Source organism: Candidatus Krumholzibacteriota bacterium, assembly GCA_034520215.1.
Classification (GTDB): domain Bacteria; phylum Krumholzibacteriota; class Krumholzibacteriia; order Krumholzibacteriales; family WJIX01; genus JAGHBT01.
This window is the reverse complement of the sequence record JAXHNR010000001.1, coordinates 695,687-714,484: the sequence shown is the minus strand read 5'-3', so window position 1 is coordinate 714,484 and position 18,798 is coordinate 695,687. Positions and strand designations below refer to the sequence as shown.

The window sequence follows — 18,798 nt, the reverse complement described above, 5'->3', positions numbered from 1 at the left end:
CTGTCAATTCTGTGAAACGGCAGTTTCTTTCAACTTATTTGCTGTTTTTTCGTTCTTTGAAAGGATATCCTCAACCTTCTTTATATCAACACCTACTACTGTTGAAACGCCCTTTTCCTGCATCGTAACACCCAGAAGTGAATCAGCCATCTCCATTGTTATTTTATTATGAGTGACCACAATAAACTGGGTTTCATCCGAAAACTTTTTGACCATACGTACAAACCGCTGTACATTAGAGTCATCTAAGGGAGCATCAACCTCATCGAGAATACAGAAGGGGCTGGGTTTCGCTCTGTAAAGAGCAAAGAGGAGAGAGAGTGAGGTTAAAGCGCGTTCACCGCCTGAAAGCAGTGATATATCCTGAAGTCTTTTCCCCTTCGGCCTCGCGGAAATATTAATATCAGCTTCGAGAGGATCACTGTTCTCACTCAGTGACAAGTTGGCTTCCCCGCCTTCGAAAAGAACTTCAAAAATTTCAGAAAAATACACCTTTACCAGATTAAAGGTTTCTCTGAACAACTTCCGCGCTTTTGTATTTATTTTTGATATTGCTTCATCTAATTCTTCCCTTGCTTTAATAAGATCTTCCTTCTGAGATTCAAGAAAATTCAGGCGTTCCTTTTTTTCTTCATATTCTTCAACGGCCGCCAGATTGACAGGCCCTACTCTCTCGAGTTTTTCCTTTTCTCCGACCAGCATATCATAGGTAATCCTCTTCTCCTCCTCTGAAAGAGGGATCTGAATACCCTCAAGATAGCACCTGTAATCTTCACCATACAGATCGTTTGCCACATCAATCGCGTCGTTCATCTTCGTTTCAAGGGCGGAAATATTTATTCGGATCTGATTCTCCCGGGAAACAAGGTCCTCCTTACGCTGCTGCTTTTCTTTAAGATCCTTCTCAATCCCCGTAATATCCGACCTTTTATCTTCCAACTTATCACTAAAGTCGTTTATTTTGCTCTGAAAGTGCCTTTCTTTCTCGAGTAAGTCTTTAACAACAGCTCTTTCTCTCTTCAACCCCTCTTCATTCTCAATAGATTCACTCTCGAGGGAACTTATTTCCTCTCCCCTTTGCTGAATCACTTCTCTGAACTGAGTTTGCATTTCGCGTAATCCGCGAATTTCTTCCTTCTTCTTTTCATAATCGCCCTGAAAAGAAGCAAAGGAGATTTTCCGCTGTGTAATAACGCTCTCTATTTCTTCTTTCTTTTCCAGCATGCTCTTCAGATCTTCCTCCATTGAAGATATTTGCAGAGCATCATCCGAATTACGCCTCATTTCAATAGACAGTCTTACTTCCTCTAACCGTGAAAGGACATCTTTTCTGGACTCCTCGAGTTCCTGAAGTGATTTGCTCTTGAGATTACATTTTTCTTTTTTTGTTATATAATTCCGTTCTTTTTCCTGAAGTTCATCCCTCTTGGACGCGAGTTCTTCCTCTGCCGCTAAATACTCATCACTAAGAATATTTATTCTATTCTGAAGGTCATCATAACTCTCGATATAATCTCTATGTCTACCCTCCTGAGTTTCCACCTCTTTCTCCAGGGAGTTTATCTTTTTCTCTATTTGATCAACCCGTTCAGATCTTCCAAGCAGAGATATTTCATTCTCCTCCATCCCTGAAAAATACAGCTCGCCGCTTCGGCGTAGAAAGACCCCTGAGAGGCTGACGGCATCGTAGGGCAAATTATCAGAATGTCTTCTGATAAATTCTACCGCGTGAGCCGTCTTTTCAAAAACCAGTATTCTGCTGAAAAAATTAACCCCAAACCCGCGTACATCATCTTTGGCTTTAACAAAGGAACTCAGTTTCCCAAGTAGTCCGTTAATATTCCCGATCTCTTCTTTATCACCGGTATCAGGACCCTCGACAAGGAACCTCGCCTTGCCAAGACTGTTTTTCTCAAGTTCTCCGACAAGTTCTACCGCCCCCGAGAAATCGTTTACTACAATGGCGTCAAGCATACCTCCAAGAACTGATTCAAGGGCGGTATGGAATTTATCTTCTACGCTTAAAAGTTCCGCTATAGGACCTATAACATAACTGCTTCCATTCTTTAGAACGTGTCTCGCGCCGGATGGAAAACCCTCAAATTCTTTTATCATCTTTGAATAAAGCTCATATTCGCTATTCAACTTCGCTAGCTTTGTTCTTCTTTCCGAGAGTGATTTCTCCAGCTTCGACGATTTCTCTTTAACTTCACCGGCCTTTTCAGACAGTTCCTTTCGGCTATCTTTGTTTTTGTTCAAATGCCGCTGAATTGATTCAACCTCTGAATGGGCCTCTTCTTTCTCACCTGACAATCTGGAGCTTTCTTCTTCCAGTCCGAGCAGCTGGTCTCTCTCGTCTGAAATACGCGCATCAAGTTCGCTGAGAACAGATTCGTAATGCTCGATGTCATTCTTCAATCTGGCCTGGTCTTGAACAAAACTCAGCTGAGTCTGTTTAAGATTAAAGAGTTTGGTTTTTAATTCTTCCGCCTTTGTTGAAACCTCTTTGTGTTCTTTTTCTAAATCGGCATTTTTCTCTCTGCTGTCTTCTATTTCTTCAGAAATCCTTTCACATTCGGAACTCACGGCGTCAATCCTGCCTGCAATCTTATCGATTCGTTTTTTCGCTTCCTCTATTTCACTCTCAGCTCTCGCGATTATTCTCTGCATTTCTCCGCGGCGTTCCGACATCTGAATTATTCTTTCTTCAATCGACTGGATATTCTTCCTTAGATCATAACGTTTATCCTGAAACTCCCTGCTGTTCTTCTCAATTTCCACAAGTTCGAGTTTCTTGGCTTCTACATCTCTTTCAATTTCCCCCGTTGAAACCATTTCCCTGCCGGAAAGCTGCTGTATTTCCGAGAGCTCTCTTTTCTCTTTAACTTTATCTTCAAGAAAACCGGCAAGTTTATTACGTATAAGAATAAGTTCCCAACCCCTTATCTTATCCTTTAACCTTTTATATCTCTTTGTCTTTCCAACTTGATAACGAAGGGAACGAACCTGCCTGCCGAGTTCATCCATTATGTCGTCAAGACGGAGAAGATCCGATTGGGTCAATTTCAGTTTTCTTTTAGCTTCTTCTCTTCTCATTCTGTATTTAACAATGCCCGCGGCTTCTTCAAACATCTCCTTTCTTTCACCATGAGAATCTTTCAGCACATAATCCATCATCTCCTGTTCAATAACAGCGTAAGAATGACTTCCCGTTCCTGTATCGGCAAATAATTCCTTAATATCTTTCAAACGACAGGGAGTCTTGTTAATGAAATACTCACTTATTCCTGAACGATAGACCTTTCTGCTTATCACAATTTCCGAATATTCCAGGGGAAAAGTTCCTTTTTCATTATCAAGTGTCAGATCTACTTTCGCGTAACCGACAGGTTTATGCGACTGAGTTCCATTGAATATAACATTTTCCATCTTATTACTTCTAAGTTGATGGGCGCTTCTTTCCCCAAGTACCCACCTGACAGAATCAACAATGTTAGTTTTCCCGCAGCCATTTGGACCCAGAATCGCGGTAATTCCCTTGTTAAATTCGAGAGTTACTGGATTCATGAAAGATTTAAACCCGAAAACTTTTAATTTTGCCAGACTCACTTATATTTTCCTCCAAAGTTTAAATCCAGTTATTTGTCCACTTTAACCACTCTAGCATAACCAATTCTTTTCAACGGCAGCAATTTCATCTTCGTTATACCTGCTAACTTCTTTGTCTTGTGTCTTCCAACCAACACGCGGAACCATTTAGTATCTTTAACCGTTACTTCTGTTACAAAGACATCAAACCCTTTCTTCTCAAAATACTCAGCCTCATCCCCCGCGTTCTTTATATCCCTGAATGAAGCTATGTGAACAGAATAATAATCCGCCGGCGGCTTTACGTCTTCTTCTATCTTATCCGCTTTAGAGGCTTCTGCCTCATCAGGAGAAACCCCTGAGGCTTCTTTTTCAGAAGCTTCTTGCAGGGAATCTTCAACTCCGGCCACGGGAATTACACCGCTTTCTTTCTCTGTATCTGTCTCTTCTTTCTTACCGGCATCTTCGTTAACATCTTTCTTGTTATCTCTACTGGCTTCCTGCATTGTCTGAACAGCTTTATTAATCCTCTCGCTACTTCTCTTTTCTTTTGACGAACATCCCCTCATAAACATCCACGCCGCAAAAGCGACTATAAAGAAAGCGGCAGTTATCAGAACTATTCGAAGCGGATTTATCCTTCTTCCGGGAAATTCATCTTCAGGTTCAATCTCTTCTGTTTTCTCTATGAATCCGGATTCAATGTCGCCGGATTCCCCATCCGAGGGAACCTTGCCTCCTATCCCCCCATCTGCAATCTCCCCTTTAGTTTCTTGTCTTTCCAGCTTCTTTTTCTTTTTTATATCTTCCTTCTTAACTTCTTCCTCCCGCCGTTTTTCCTCTTTTCCTGCCACGGCTTGCCCACTTAATAAACCGCCGAAAAAAATCGTTTTTACTGATGGAAAACCGGATGTTTCCAGATCAGTCAGGATCTTTCTGAGCTTCCCCTTCGAAAATTCTTCAGCCCGGCAGGAAATAACCGCGTCATCAACAAATTTAATAAGAGGATTTATTTCATTGCTGTCTGAATAAAGTGTGGAGCAATATAGAATAACATCATTTCTTTCACGAAGGAAATGATTTACTCTGTCAAACTCCTTCGTGGCGAAAGGAACCGTTCTTGAAACGGGGAATGACCCCGGACCTATTGTTTTAACACCTTCGATTCCAATCGGTCTGGCCACAGACTTTAATGAACTTCCGTATAAAAGGAGATCAAGAAACCCAAGTTCTTCAACATTGTCAACAAGCCCGTTCAGACCCGGACTAAGAAAATCGCAATCCACAATAAGGAGCTTTTTTCCCTTTCTGGAAAAGAAATGAGCAAGTTGAAGAACTGAAAAATCTCTTGTAATCCTGTCCTCACCTAAAGAGAAAAGGAAAAATGACACACACCCCTTTTCTGTGATTTTATCCTCCAGCTTTCTGCCTATTTCTTCGTAAAGATCAAGATAATTTGTAGAAGAATAATCCCCCTCCTCGATAAACTTTATCATTTTTTCTTTACTCAGGGAAATTGAGTAAACATCTCTGCCGTATCCATCATTATTTCTCAGAGAATCGTCTCTGGAATCACTATTTGTCATTAAAATCACTCCCTCGAGGCAATATCTCGCAGTCCCTTTACAATTGCTTTCTTAAGTAGAATTTCTTCATCATGACTAACAGTCCGAAGGTCTATAAATATAGAATCCCCTTTCACTCTTACGATAACCGCGGGATCTTGCTTTCTCAGCAGAACCGAAAACCTATCCGGATTCCCTTCTGCAAGAGTAATTTTAACAAGTTCACTTCGCAAGGAATAATTTGGAAATGATCCTCCGCCCACAGAAGATAGCCCCTCTACAGTACTTATTGAAATCTTTCCGGAAAGTTCTTCTTCAATCGACTCTGAAAAATTCACGGCTCTCTTTTTTATTTCTTCCGCGCTCATATTAACCGATTCAAGCACGGGAATACTTTCCAATTCTCCATTCCAATAATGGATAAGGACTTTCTCAAGACCAGCGAGCGTTAATTTGTCAATTCTAAGCGCCCTTGAAAGATGATTCTTCCTCATACTCTCAATCAAATCGGATGAACCGAGTAATATTCCGCCCTGCGGACCCCCGAACATTTTGTCGGCGCTGAAACAAATCAGATCGACCCCTGACCCTATTATTTCACTTATAGATTCTTCTCCCTCTATTTCCCCCGCTTCAATAGGATACAATAATCCGCTACCCTGATCATACATAACGGGAATGTTATTCTCCCGTCCAAGTTCCACCAGTTCTTTTAAAGAAACTTCATTAGTATAACCTGTTATACTATAATTACTCTTATGCACCTTTAATAAAAGATCCGCGCCATTCAGGATAGCTTTCTTATAATCTTTTATGTGCGTTCTGTTCGTTGTCCCGACTTCAATGACTCTACGCGCGGATTTTGATAGTATATCCGGAAGTCTAAAGCTTCCTCCAATTTCAACGAGTTCCCCTCTTGATACGGCTATCGCCCCATTTTCCGCCAGAGTATTTACCGCAAGAAAGACAGCGGCCGCGTTATTATTTACAATATGAGCGTCGGAGGCTCCTGTTATCAGGGACAGCAGCTTTGCGGCGCGCCTCTCTCTCTTAACTCTCTGACCTGTTTCAAGATCGATCTCCAAATCAATGTAGCCGGAAGCAGCTTTTTTGATTTCAGCCTTTACCTGCTCTCCCAGTACAGCTCTCCCAAGATTCGTATAAAGCACAACTCCTGAAGCGTTGATCACTCTATTTGAGACACTCCCTGTCAACTTTTTAACTTTCTCTACAACCTCTGTTACTATCGCGCCTGTGAGATCTTCTTCCCTGCCGGAGACAGTTCCCTCACCTTCGATAATAGCACGGCGGTAACCACTTATTGCCCGACGTACCAGCTGTACAACCCCCTTTCTTGAGAAGGGGGTGATAAGAATATTTATACGATCATCTTTAAGTACTTTTTCAACTGAGGGCAAACTTTTCAGAAGCACTTGTAAATTCATATTTCCTCACAAACCTGAGTTGGTTTAATTTCCCATTTTCTACCACATATTGTGGGTATAGTCAATAACTTTCACAATATATTGAACAAGTCTGCTGTCCATCATATTATTGCTTGATTGCAATTTCCACACATCTATTGTATCTTGGACCAATAACGAGGCTTTGTCTAGAATATTAAAATAGACCTTTCAGATAAATTTCTCTGAACTCGATAAAGATAATAAAAGGAGAAATGAATGGAAAAGAATTTCTTGATCTCTTTTGGAAAACTGTGTTTAAAGAACCGTAAGAGACTAGCATTTTACACAATATTCGCCGCGGCAGCCCTGTTGTTATACGCGGGCTGCGCTTCAAGACATTCAAAATATATTAGACTGTATTCATCTCTATCCGAAAAAAGACCAACCCTTGAACAAAGGGTTCTCGTGGATAGAAAAATAGTTATAGATCCCGGGCACGGCGGTAATTTTAAAGGCGCCCTGGGAGCAGACAGTCTGTCCGAAGCGGAAGTAAATCTGGGAGTAGCGCTTTACCTCTGGGGTTTGCTTGATGAAGCCGGCGCTGACGTTAAATTGACAAGAACAACTGACCGTGATTTCCTCTCAGAGGATTCCAAAGATCTTAAAGACGACCTTAAAGCCCGGGTTGAAGAAGCCAATTCTTACAACCCCGAAGTATTTATTTCAATTCATCATAATTCAACACTCCCCGTCAAAAGAGATAAAAACAGAATTGAAATCTACTATAACAGCAAGGACTCAGGGGCTTCACTTGAGCTTGCTCAATTGGTCAGACTTCATCTGGCAAGGAATCTCGGCATAGAAAACTCAAGAATAAATCCCGGGAATTACTATGTCCTGAGGAATTCAACCGGACAGGCGTCGATTCTGGGTGAAGCAAGCTATATATCCAATCCGGCGGTAGAGGGTAAATTGAAATTGTCTTCCAAGCAGCAACTCGAAGCTGAAAGTTACTTTATCGCTCTGGTAAATTATTTTTCAAGGGGAGTACCCGTATTAAAATTAATATCGACTCAAGCTGATACTGTTTATAGTAATAATAATATTGTTTTCAAAATAAAGAGGGGAAATAATATACCAATCGACCCCGCTTCATCAACAATATATTTTGACGGAAAAGCAAATAAACCGTCCTTAGACATAAACACTCAAACACTTCATTTCGGCATCACTTCCGATACTCCGAACAAAATTCATACAGTCCGGGCAAGCGTCAAAAGTGTAAGAGGAGCAACTGCTACAAGCGGTTTGCATACTTTTGTATTAAACCGGCCTCCGGTGCATTTTCTGCCCCTTCCTCCCAAACGCGGCTCAGATAAAAATATTATTCTTTCTGTTAAAATACTTGATAAATTCGGCAATCCCATAATCGACGGATCTCACGCTTTAATTTCACCTCTGGACTCCGAGAAGAAATATTCGGAGGAATGCAATAACGGAATGCTCTCCTTTTGTGTAAAAGAATCCCTTCTACCGGGGAATTTTACTGTCGATATATCAGGTAGAAATGATACTCTCTACTTTCCCCAATTTGCCCCCTCTAAAACCAGAACCCTGAAAATCGTAAGCTCGGGGGATAATAGCGTAATACCTTTCCCCTTGGTTTATACGGGTAAAAACAGCCATACGCTAAAAGGTGACGGAAATGGAATCGTTCATCTTCCCGATTCCCTTCCAAAGATAAACCCTCTGATAATAGCGGGAGGGTTCAAACCGTTTACAACCGACATCAATGCTTTTTCTGAGGGGAAAGAGACGATAGTTATAAAACTTCCTCCTTTATTTGAGGGAAAATTAAACTCACGAAGAATTGCTATAGATCCCGCCTGCGGTGGAGCGTACGGCGGAACTTCAGGTAAGAAGATGATTAAAGAAAGTTCCATAAATCTGAGAATAGCCAAACAAGTAAGTAATATTTTAAAAACTTCCGGAGCCTTTGTGTATTTAACCAGAGAAGGGGAAGAAACTCTATCGCAGCAGGAAAGAATCGCAGGTATAAACCGCTTCTATCCGGAGCTGTCAATCCAGATCAACCACGACTTGAAATTGGATAATGCTAAGGGCGCCTTCTCGATCAGGCACTATCCCGACAGCCAAGGAGGAACAAAAATAGCTGCTATCATTAACTCCAACCTCGAAGGACTCTACCTGGCCGAAAGCGGTGTAATAAAAAGTTCAGCGAGCTCACTTCTTTCACAGACATCCTGCCCCGCCTGTGAAATCCATTTCACGTCGCTGGATGAAAAAGAATTTGAAGAAATTGCCTCCGATCCTGATTATATAAATCTGATAAGCGAAAATATATTTTCATCTATCCTGAATTATTTCAACGCTGACCACGCTGAATTTAATCCGGTAAAAATCAAAATAACCTCTAAAGGACGTGGTATACCTGATGTATACGTAACCGTCGATAATCTTCTTACACTACCGACAAATGACAGGGGAATAGCGGTTTTCAGCCATATTGACCCCGGAAAACATATGATCGTTGTTCAAACTCGCGGCGAAGAGTATCGCTGGGGAATGTATGATGTTCAAGCTGAGACGGAAAATGAAATATTAATTGAATTGAAAGATGATTGATCGGCAGTTTATTGATCATATCCCGCAACATAACATATACTCGAAGTACTTAAAAGGTCAGTGTTCTCTGTTTTTATCCGCTTGGTTGCTTTTATGAGATAAAAACGGTACTTTCTCGGCATTTCTTACCGTGTAGAATAAAATGCCTTTGTCCGATATGCTCTTAAGATATTGGTGCTTCCTGTTATTCAACAGATACTCCATCTTTTCACGTAAGTTCATATCCTCTATTTCAACAGTTAGAAGATCGATGATTTTTTTAGCTCCCGCGTATCCTTTGATTTCAAAACGGTTGGCGGCTTCCTCGGACTGTCCCGTGTAAGCAGCCGCTGAGTTGTATAATTCGCGTTCGTCATTGGTGCTCGTTTTCGCGGGAAATAAAGCCCCTGTCATATCTTTTCCAGTCATCCGTATCAAATCATCAAAATCCCAACTACTCAAGCCGAGCAGCTGTACTCCGAATTCATAAAATGAAAGCTGGGGCAATATCAAAACCAGGTCATCTTTATCTGAAGGAATAAAAAGTGCTTCGGGAGAAGCCGCCCTTATTCTATCGATATTTTCTTTAAAATCGGTATCCCCCTCCTTATAATAATCAGCCAAACAGATATTTCCTCCTTCTCTTTCTACTTCAGCTCTAAGCAATAACTCGATTCTCCTGTTTAATTGATTATCTGAAGCAAGTAAAGCAATCCTTTTTATTCCGAGTTCTCTACAGGCAACTTTAGCGACGGCAATTATTTCAGATTCATAATTTCTCAAATCCTGGAATATGTAATCACCGATATCATCGATCCCTCTTTCGGGGGCAACTGGAGAAAACAGTATTCTCTTGCGAGCCTGAGCAACCTGCGCCGCGGCTACAGTAGAAGAACTTGAAATAGCCCCGATTATCACATCAACATCCTCTTCCTTTATAAGTCTTTCGGCTACTAAGTAAGCTTCAAGAGAATTCGCTTTTGTATCTCCAACAACAATCTCAACACCGCGGACACCCCTTTTCCTGGCTTCTTTCAAAGCGAGGATTGCTCCGTTAGCGAAAGATTCCCCGAGTTTTGAAAACCTGCCGGTTAGCGGGCATATAACGCCTATCCTGAAGGGAGATAATTCCCGCTTCCGAATTCCCCTTTCCAATCCCTTATTTTCAGGTAAATCAGCGCCTGTATACCGGGAAATCAATTCTACTATTCTATCTTTATAATCCTTATCCGCCCCCCTCTCGGATAATTTCAGACTCCTCTCCAGCATAAAAAAAAGAAGTGGAGATGAATTATATTTTTCTGCCATATTCTCAAGATCTGCTAAAGTCAGCATTTTTTCTTCTTCAGAAAGTAATTCTTTAGCTTTATATAACTGAGATTCACTTATATCCAGTATTGAAGCCTTCAAAATATTCTCTGTCGCGTTGGATATTTTCCCCTTGGCCATTTGGGCTTCAGCGGTGATAAGATAAGCTTTGATTTTTAATCTGTCCGGATGATCTTCTTTAAAAATTGGACTTAAGACTTCGATCGCCCGGTCAGTGTGGCCCAGTTTCAAATTAGCCCTGCCCACATAAACACGGACTTTACCTGCATTCTCACTGTCCGCGTAACGCAGTAGATAGCGCCTGCCGGATTCGATCGCGCCGTTAATATCACCTTCAAAAAGAAGGGTTCTTATTTTCGTGATTAATGCTTCTTCGTCTTTGCTTAGATCTTCTGTCTCTTTTCCTGAAGGGGGAAAAAGAGCGCAGGAAAAAAGGATCAAACAGCAAGATAGAATAATGAATATTTTCATAATCAGTTCTTATTCAAAGAAAACTCAATATTTACGTATAAACATATTTTTCCGGCTACAAATCAAAAAACCCGAAATCTTCAGGGTCAATTCTGTCAAGATGTCCCTCCTCGTCGTCCTTCTTGATAGACATCTTCCTGGAATATTCATCGAAAAGATCATTGTCCACAAAAATAGAAGCTTTGCAACGCAGAGCAAGAGCAATCGAATCACTCGGTCTGGCATCCACATAGAAAATATCTTCATCCCGCCTCAGAACAATCCTGGCAAAATAGGTATTTTTTGAAATTCCGGTTATTTCCACACTACTTACTTCAGCTTCGAGGACGTCCACAATAATCCGCATAAGATCGTGTGTCATTGGTCTTTGAAATGATTTTCCAGCTAAAACGGTAAATATCGAGGAGGCCTCCGCGGGACCAATCCAAATCGGCAACACCGCGCTCTTCTCGGAAGCCTTTAGAAGTACCACTGGATATTCCCGTTCTTTATCCATAGCTAAAGCGCTTACAACAACTTCTCTCATTGATATTATCCCCCTGCCTACTCTTCTGCGCTTTCTTTCTTAATACTACCTGTTGAATCAAGTTTCAATGAATTTTTACCCATATTCTCTTTCAACCATTTCGCGGACTCGATTATCTCAGAATCGGGATATTTTTCAAATAATTCGTTAAGGGCTCTTCGGGCAAAAACATAATCACTTAATTCTTCGGAATAAGTAAAAGCTATCATAAACAGAGACTGCGGCGCGAATTTGTGATCGGGATAACCGTTGGATATCGCTCTGTAATATATGATTTTCTTATTTGGCGACTCTTCTTCCTGGGCAAGCTCCCATAGCTCCTTGGCCGATCTTGTGTTTTTTATCAACTCCTGGCGAAGATAATTGACAGCATTGTATTTTTTCTGCAGTCTCTTTATTTCATTTTCAATAACCTCTTTTATTTTACGATTTTTAATCTTTCTAATAATATCTTCACGAACTTCAGACAAGGGTTTAATTGTTGCCGGGCGTTTTTCCAGAACCTTAACGATAGAATACCCCTTGTCGTAAGAAATAACATCGCTGATTTGCCCTTCGGAGAGCCATTCTACAGCATTGCCGAATCTTCGGTCTTTTCCAACAAAATTAATATAACCATAAGGGTTAAAATATCCCAAGATTCCATTATTTTGTGAAGTCGATAAATCTTCACTTTCCTTCTTGGCAATTTTATTAAAGATGTGAGGATCATCACTGCTTTCGATCCTTTTTTTCCATTCTGCAGCTTTGAGGCTGTCGCGGGAAAATATGTGTTGAGCTCTTACCGTAGACTCATTCTTGAATTCAAGTTGATGATTATCATAGTATTCCTTTATCTCTTTATCAGTACACTCCATCTTTTCAGCCATATAACCGTAATACGCTTTGATTAAAATTGCCCGCCTGGCATAATCCAGTTTTGTTCTTATACTTTCCTTATTCTGAATCTTATTTTCAAGAGCTGCCTTGTAAAGAACTCTTTCCTTGATCATTTCATCTACAAGTTCCGCCCTTCCGGCTTCTCCTTCATATTTCTTCTTCTGACTGTAAGGAAGGGATTTCATCCTGGCCTTAAGTTCTCTCTCTTTTATGACTTCATCATCCAGTCTCGCGACCAAACCGGATTTAACTTCAATATCATCCCCTCCCTTACATCCCGCGATAAAGCTCACCGCGCAGATAACTATTATTACTGTAAACAAGTTGCGTGACATAACAAAACCTCCTTCAGATTCTACAGAAGTTTATTCAATCCCTCTTTTTCAGCAAATTCAACAATTTCACGAACTCTCTCACTCTTTCCCTTTTTGCAGACAAGAATGTTGGCGCCGTCAGAAATCACAATAATATCCTCAACTTCGACGGCGGCGGTAAATCCATCAGGGTTGAAAAAAAGACAGTCTTTAGAATCAACCAGCTTAGATTTTCCGATTTTAACATTTCCGGAACTATCATTTGGGAAAATATCATATAGGGCATCCCAGCTGCCGACATCATTCCAACCTAGATCTACTGGAATAACAACAACATTATCTGCCTTTTCCAGAATTCCGTAATCGACGGAAGTAGATGGAAGATGTGGATATTCCTCGCGGACAACCTTTTGCATTTCTTTCTTTCCTATCGATTCATCAATCCTCATAAGAGCGTCATTCCCCGACTGCAGAAAACGCGACCAGGCCAGCAGATAAACAGAAGGTCTCCACATAAACATGCCGCTGTTCCAATAATATCCACCTGTTTCGATAAATTTTACAGCCAGTTTTCGATCCGGTTTCTCGTGAAAGCGCTCAACCCTGTAAAAAATATTTCCGGTTTCCATATCAAGTTCTTCGCCAGCCTGAATATATCCATAACCGGTGGCGGGATATTTCGGTTTTATTCCGAATGTCACCATAAAGTCGTTTTTCTCCGCTAATCTCGCTGCTCTCTTTACTGAATCATAAAAATTGTCAGTATTTTCTATTAAATGGTCAGCCGGGCAAACCAGAAAAGGTTCATCGCCGCCGCGCTTCTTAACCAAAAGGGCGGCAATAGCCAGCGCCGGGGCTGTATTCCTCCCCGCGGGTTCGGTGAATATATTTTCAAAAGAAATTTCAGGAAGTTCTTCTTTTATCAGTTCCAACTGATCCTCAACGGTGATAAGAAATATTTTCTCTTTAGAAAGAACGGAAGCCAGTCTATTGAAGGTTATCGACAGCATACTCCGGTCGCCGTTTATCTTAAGAAACTGTTTCGGTTCTTTTGCCTTGCTTGCCGGCCAAAATCTTTTACCCTTACCCCCAGCCAGAATAACAGCGTACACTATATCCTCCACTTACCAAGAAAAAATTCCTAACGAACATAGAGTGTTCTTAATTAAAAAACTTTGAAGTATTCAATTTGAATTTTTCCAACACTCTGGAAAATTCTTCCCTTATTGCAATAAGAGCCTTTTCTGTTTCAGCTTCAAACCTGAAAACAAGAGCGGGCTGAGTGTTTGACGCCCTTATAAGTCCCCATCCCTCTTCAAAATCAACTCTGGCGCCATCAACATCCAGAACCCTGTTCGTCTTTTTGAATTGAGCGGAAACTTCTCTTACTATATCAAATTTCCGGGCATCTTCGCATTCGATCCTTATTTCAGGTGTACTTTTATATCTTGAAAATTCTCTGTAAAAATCGCTTAGAGGCTTTTCTCTCATCGAGACGATCTCAAGAAGTCTCAAAGCCGCATATATAGCGTCGTCATATCCAAAATATCTATCGGCGAAAAACTGATGTCCGCTCATCTCACCCGCCAGCAGAGCGTTTTCATCACGCATTTTCTTCTTAAGAAGGGAATGGCCCGTCTTCCACATGATAGGGTTGCCCCCCAAATTCCTTATGTCCTCCTCGAGGGACCTTGAACATTTAACCTCGAATATAACTGTAGCACCGGGATTATTCTTTAACACATCTCTCGAGTACAGTGCCAGAAGAGCATCACCCCATAGAACATTTCCTTCTTCGTCTACAACGCCGATTCGGTCAGAATCTCCATCGAAACCAATACCCAGTTCAAGTCCGTTTTCACTAACCGCGGTTTTGAGATCAATTAGATTATGCTCAACTGTAGGATCAGGATGATGGTTGGGAAAATTGCCGTCCGGGCGCATGAACAACTCAACAGGCTCCAACCCCAGCTTTCTGAATATATCCAAAGCCACAATACCGGCCGTTCCATTCCCGCCGTCGACGGCAAATTTTACCGGGCGTTTAATATCTATATTTTCACAAAGGAAATCGATATATTCGTTTTTAATATCTCTTTGGATTAAACTGCCGTTTCCCTCCCTGAATCTTCCATTTACGATAATGCTGTGCAGCTCACGGATATCCTCTCCATAAATAGTGCCTTCACCGCGAAACACCTTAAAACCATTGAATTCCGCGGAATTGTGGCTGGCTGTAATAATTATTCCGCCCCTTTTGTCCCATTTCTTTGCCGCAAAGTAGAAGACAGGAGTAGGGACAACGCCAATATCTATAACATTCACACCGCTTGTTAGTAATCCTTCGGTGAGAACGTTAAAAAACCTCTCACTACTAAGACGTATATCTCTTCCGATAATAACTTCTTCTATATTGTCTCTCAGGAATGTCACAGCCGCTGCTTTACCAAGATTCCTCACTCCATCATCCGTTAAATCCTCATCGACAACACCTCTAATATCGTACTCTCTGAATATTTTTTCCGGTAATACGATGATTATCCTCCTTATCAATCAACAAGGGAGTTGTCGAATTTCCAAAAAACTTTTTGAAAAAAGAAAGTAACTACTCCTTGACAACCCATACCTTAACAGGAACTTCAACTTCTTTGTGAAGGCGCACAGTAACTGTATATACACCGAGAATCTTTATTGGTTCCTCCAGTATAACCTGTTTGCTGTCGATTTTGATATCACTGTGTTTATTAATTGCATCAGCGATATCAGACGCGTTAACGGAACCATACAATCTATCTTCTTCACTGGCTTGTACAGTAATAGTGCAGGAAATGCCTTTCATCTTCTCGGCAGTCCCTTCCAAATTACGTTTTATTTTCCTGGCTCTAATTTTACGCTGCTGGTCCTCTTCTTCTATTACCTTCTTGCTTGATTTGGTAGCTATAACGGCCAGGCCTTTCGGTATGAGGAAATTCCTCGCGTAACCGTCTTTAACATCAACAATTTCTCCAGTTTTACCTAGATTCTCTATATTGTCTCTTAAAATTATTTCCATTATCCTCGCACCACCTTACCGGTAATATACCCTTACAAATGGTAACAATGCCATAAATCTAGCGCGTTTAATAGCGCGCGCGAGCATTCGCTGGTGACGGGCGCACGTACCGGTCACTCTGCGCGGCGCTATTTTCCCTCTGTCGGTGATAAAGCGTTTGAGAAGAACATCATCCTTCCAATCGATTTTATTAACACCTTTTTTACAAAATTTACAGGGTTTATCAGACCCCGGCCTTCTGCTTTTAATTTTTCTATTCTTTGATTTTTTAGCCATAGCTTTACCTCTCTATTGATTCCTCTGTTTTTTCATCCTCTGGCGAAACACTACTGTCGTCTATAACAATCATATGCCTGATAATAACGGAATCATATTTGAATACCCTTTTCAATTCATCGAGGATTTCATTATTCCCTTTAAATTTAAGAAGAACATAAACACCCTCAACGAATCCATCGATCGCATAGGCAAGTTTACGTTTCCCCCATATATCCTTTTTATTAATTAGTCCGCCGCGTGAAGTTATAATCTCAGCAAAGCGGTCGGCATGGCTGTTTATCTCAGCTTCTTCTAATGAAGGCTCCAGAATAAAAACACATTCATATGCTCTCATTCGCAATTCCCTCCCTTCGGTCTTTAATGACTTTCTCCTAATCAGGGAGAAAGTAGGGTGATAAAAGAACGCTTAACTATACCCGCTATTTCCGCAGAAACAGCAGAGATGAAATATAACACTCGTACAATTTGGGGTCAAGCCCCAAAACTGACTGAAAATTTATCAGTTCTATTCTCTTTTTCGATTGAAGTTCCGCATGGCTGTTTCAATCCCCCTGTTTACAATTACTTTAATCGCTTCAACCGCCTCTTTCCGCATTGAATTTACATCTGATATTTCTGATTCAGAAAATGGTTTGAGAACAAATTCCTTCCATTTAGATGACAGAGGAGCCGGACCTATTCCCAAACGGAGACGAGCAAATTCTGTTGAATTGAATTCTTCCTCAATAGACTCAAGCCCCTTATGTCCACCACTGCCTCCGGATTTCTTTACGCGTAGAGATCCAACCGGGAGATGAATATCATCACATATAACTAGAATATTAGAACTTTCCAGGTGAGTGAAAGCAGACAGCACCGAACCTGAAAGGTTGATATAGGAAAGTGGCTTAATTAAAGTTACTTTGCCATGTCTGGTTTTCCATATTGCCGCATCCGCGCTTTCATTCCCGTTTTTCCAGCTGAGATTATATTCTCCGGCGAGTAGATCCAGTACTTGAAACCCCAGGTTATGTCTCGTGCCGGCATACACACTGCCGGGATTGCCAAGCCCGCAAAGATAAGATATCCCACACACTTAATATCAGGATCCTTCTTCGTCCTGCTCTTCTTCACCCTCAGTTTCTTCCTCTTCGCCTTCTTCAACCTCTTCACCCTCTGCGAGCCCTTCTTCCTCGACCTCTTCTTCGGGCAGTTCAAGCTCCTTGGGAGCCGCAACATGGACCAGAGTTAAATCCAATTCAGAAACAAAGTTTATATCTTCATAATCTCCCACAATATCAGAAACGTGAATCGTATCGCCTATAGACATTTCCGTAACATCGACATTGATGAATTCAGGAATTTCAGACGGGTTGGAATTAATCCTTATCTGTCGAATACTATGATAGAGTATTCCTCCTTCTTCAGTTACACCCTTTGCGACACCCTTGATTCTAACTGGCACATTTACATCGATCATCTCATCCATAGCGACCCTCAATAAATCGACGTGAAGGATATCGCCTGTAACAGGGTGCTGTTGAATATCTCTTACAATTGTTACATTCTCGGGAAGGTCCACACCTTCAATGTCAAGGTGAACAATAAGATTTTCAGTTTGAGCGTTGTGAAGAATCTCCCATATATCATGTTCATCTATCGCAAGGGGAATAGGCTCTTCTTTGTGGCCGTAAAGAATGCCCGGGATTTTCCCGTTTCTACGCAACCTGCCTCCGCTTTTCTTCCCAACTTCTTCTCTTACAGTTGATTTTAACAGTATCTTTTCCATTTTTTCCTCCGTATTTATATAAATAACATACTGATTGATTCCTCTTTATGAATCCTCCTGATTGCTTCACCAAGCAGAGACGAAAGATCAAGCACTTTTACCTTACTGCATTTGCCGCTTCCATTAAACGGAATCGAATTCGTCACAACAACTTCTTCGATAACGGATTTCTCAAGCCTTTCAAGAGCAGGCCCGGAAAACACGGGGTGTGAAGCGGCCGCGATTATTCTCTTTGCACCTTCTTTTTTCAACGCTTCTGCTGCTTGAGTAATTGTCCCGGCTGTGCTTATTATATCATCAAAAATGATTATATCACTGCCTGAAACATCACCTATTATATTCATGACTTCCGTTGCATCCGGCGTCATTCTCCGTTTGTCGACTATAGCTAACTTTGCCTCCACTTTCTTGGCAAAAGCTCTTGCCATTTTAATTCCGCCGACATCGGGTGAGACAACAACGGGATCATTGAATTTCTTTTTCATAATATATTCAAGAAAGACCGGGGTTGCAAAGAGATTATCCAACTGAATGTCAAAAAATCCCTGAATTTGCGCAGCGTGCAGTTCAAAAGCCAGCACTCTGTGGGCTCCGGATGTTTCAATAAGATTGGCCATGAGCTTTGCTGAAATCGAAACTCTCGGTTTATGTTTCCTATCCTGTCGCGCGTAACCATAATAAGGAATTACAGCTGTAATTCTATTTGCCGATGCCCTATAACAAGCATCAATTAATATCAGTAATTCAAGCATATTTTCCGCCGGGGGAAATGTCGGCTGAATAATAAATACATCCTGTCCCCTGATATTTTCATTGATACTTACCTGTATTTCTCCATCTGAAAAACGCTCCGCGCTGACATCACATAAATCTTTCCCTAAATATTCAGAGATTGATCTGGAAAGATTGGGATTCGCAGTTCCTGAAATCAAAGTTATTTTGTCAGCCATCAAAACTCCTCCATAAAAAAGGTGACCGCAAAGGTCACCATTACCT

The 18,798-nt window shown here is 41.2% G+C and carries 15 protein-coding genes; 1 reads left to right on the top strand and 14 read right to left on the bottom strand.

The window, feature by feature from the left end; genetic code table 11:
• Positions 1-3: 3 nt before the first annotated feature.
• Genes smc through selA form a run of 3 tightly spaced genes read right to left on the bottom strand, consistent with a single transcriptional unit; the run spans position 4 to position 6,598 of the window.
• Entirely contained in the window at positions 4-3,609 is a 3,606-nt protein-coding gene (smc, locus tag U5O15_03035; GenBank protein MDZ7859633.1) for a chromosome segregation protein SMC, read from the bottom strand.
• Positions 3,610-3,638: 29 nt separating this feature from the next.
• Positions 3,639-5,174 carry an SPOR domain-containing protein gene (locus tag U5O15_03030; GenBank protein MDZ7859632.1) on the bottom strand — a complete coding sequence of 512 codons (1,536 nt, stop codon included), beginning with the start codon at positions 5,172-5,174 and terminating at the stop codon, positions 3,639-3,641.
• Between the two features lie 5 nt (positions 5,175-5,179).
• A complete protein-coding gene (gene selA, locus U5O15_03025) occupies positions 5,180-6,598 on the bottom strand; it encodes an L-seryl-tRNA(Sec) selenium transferase (protein MDZ7859631.1) in 1,419 nt (472 codons plus the stop codon).
• 237 nt (positions 6,599-6,835) lie between these two features.
• On the opposite strand from selA, the gene U5O15_03020 reads away from it, so the two are divergent.
• On the top strand, positions 6,836-9,205 hold the full coding sequence (locus U5O15_03020) for an N-acetylmuramoyl-L-alanine amidase (GenBank protein MDZ7859630.1): 2,370 nt from the start codon (positions 6,836-6,838) through the stop codon (positions 9,203-9,205).
• 57 nt (positions 9,206-9,262) lie between these two features.
• Here the strand turns inward: U5O15_03020 and U5O15_03015 are convergent, their stop codons facing one another.
• The 11 genes from U5O15_03015 to U5O15_02965 all read right to left on the bottom strand — a co-directional run bounded on the left by U5O15_03015 (position 9,263) and on the right by U5O15_02965 (position 18,752).
• Positions 9,263-10,984: an ABC transporter substrate-binding protein gene (locus U5O15_03015; protein MDZ7859629.1), complete on the bottom strand. Its 1,722-nt coding sequence runs from the start codon at positions 10,982-10,984 to the stop codon at positions 9,263-9,265.
• A gap of 55 nt (positions 10,985-11,039) precedes the next feature.
• On the bottom strand, positions 11,040-11,510 hold the full coding sequence (locus U5O15_03010; GenBank protein ID MDZ7859628.1) for a bifunctional nuclease family protein: 471 nt from the start codon (positions 11,508-11,510) through the stop codon (positions 11,040-11,042).
• A 17-nt stretch (positions 11,511-11,527) separates the two neighbouring features.
• Positions 11,528-12,724 carry a peptidyl-prolyl cis-trans isomerase gene (locus U5O15_03005; protein ID MDZ7859627.1) on the bottom strand — a complete coding sequence of 399 codons (1,197 nt, stop codon included), beginning with the start codon at positions 12,722-12,724 and terminating at the stop codon, positions 11,528-11,530.
• A 20-nt stretch (positions 12,725-12,744) separates the two neighbouring features.
• Entirely contained in the window at positions 12,745-13,815 is a 1,071-nt protein-coding gene (locus U5O15_03000; GenBank protein MDZ7859626.1) for a sugar phosphate nucleotidyltransferase, read from the bottom strand.
• A 49-nt stretch (positions 13,816-13,864) separates the two neighbouring features.
• A complete protein-coding gene (locus U5O15_02995) occupies positions 13,865-15,256 on the bottom strand; it encodes a phosphomannomutase/phosphoglucomutase (GenBank protein ID MDZ7859625.1) in 1,392 nt (463 codons plus the stop codon).
• 52 nt (positions 15,257-15,308) lie between these two features.
• A complete protein-coding gene (gene rplI, locus U5O15_02990; GenBank protein ID MDZ7859624.1) occupies positions 15,309-15,755 on the bottom strand; it encodes a 50S ribosomal protein L9 in 447 nt (148 codons plus the stop codon).
• Positions 15,756-15,770: 15 nt separating this feature from the next.
• Positions 15,771-16,031, bottom strand: a complete 261-nt coding sequence (gene rpsR / locus U5O15_02985) for a 30S ribosomal protein S18 (protein ID MDZ7859623.1) — start codon at positions 16,029-16,031, stop codon at positions 15,771-15,773.
• Positions 16,032-16,035: 4 nt separating this feature from the next.
• Positions 16,036-16,368 (bottom strand): 30S ribosomal protein S6, encoded by a 333-nt coding sequence (gene rpsF / locus U5O15_02980; GenBank protein ID MDZ7859622.1) that lies wholly within the window; start codon positions 16,366-16,368, stop codon positions 16,036-16,038.
• Between the two features lie 171 nt (positions 16,369-16,539).
• Entirely contained in the window at positions 16,540-17,109 is a 570-nt protein-coding gene (gene pth, locus U5O15_02975; protein ID MDZ7859621.1) for an aminoacyl-tRNA hydrolase, read from the bottom strand.
• A 6-nt stretch (positions 17,110-17,115) separates the two neighbouring features.
• Positions 17,116-17,802 (bottom strand): 50S ribosomal protein L25, encoded by a 687-nt coding sequence (locus tag U5O15_02970; protein MDZ7859620.1) that lies wholly within the window; start codon positions 17,800-17,802, stop codon positions 17,116-17,118.
• 14 nt (positions 17,803-17,816) lie between these two features.
• Positions 17,817-18,752, bottom strand: a complete 936-nt coding sequence (locus U5O15_02965; GenBank protein ID MDZ7859619.1) for a ribose-phosphate pyrophosphokinase — start codon at positions 18,750-18,752, stop codon at positions 17,817-17,819.
• Between the last annotated feature and the right edge of the window lie 46 nt (positions 18,753-18,798).

Coding starts and splice junctions, on each gene's coding strand:
- U5O15_03030 (MDZ7859632.1), bottom strand. CDS start 5,174: ATGACAAATAGTGATTCCAGAGACGATTCTCTGAGAAATAATGATGGA.
- selA (MDZ7859631.1), bottom strand. CDS start 6,598: ATGAATTTACAAGTGCTTCTGAAAAGTTTGCCCTCAGTTGAAAAAGTA.
- U5O15_03020 (MDZ7859630.1), top strand. CDS start 6,836: ATGGAAAAGAATTTCTTGATCTCTTTTGGAAAACTGTGTTTAAAGAAC.
- U5O15_03015 (MDZ7859629.1), bottom strand. CDS start 10,984: ATGAAAATATTCATTATTCTATCTTGCTGTTTGATCCTTTTTTCCTGC.
- U5O15_03010 (MDZ7859628.1), bottom strand. CDS start 11,510: ATGAGAGAAGTTGTTGTAAGCGCTTTAGCTATGGATAAAGAACGGGAA.
- U5O15_03005 (MDZ7859627.1), bottom strand. CDS start 12,724: ATGTCACGCAACTTGTTTACAGTAATAATAGTTATCTGCGCGGTGAGC.
- rplI (MDZ7859624.1), bottom strand. CDS start 15,755: ATGGAAATAATTTTAAGAGACAATATAGAGAATCTAGGTAAAACTGGA.
- rpsR (MDZ7859623.1), bottom strand. CDS start 16,031: ATGGCTAAAAAATCAAAGAATAGAAAAATTAAAAGCAGAAGGCCGGGG.
- rpsF (MDZ7859622.1), bottom strand. CDS start 16,368: ATGAGAGCATATGAATGTGTTTTTATTCTGGAGCCTTCATTAGAAGAA.
- U5O15_02970 (MDZ7859620.1), bottom strand. CDS start 17,802: ATGGAAAAGATACTGTTAAAATCAACTGTAAGAGAAGAAGTTGGGAAG.
- U5O15_02965 (MDZ7859619.1), bottom strand. CDS start 18,752: ATGGCTGACAAAATAACTTTGATTTCAGGAACTGCGAATCCCAATCTT.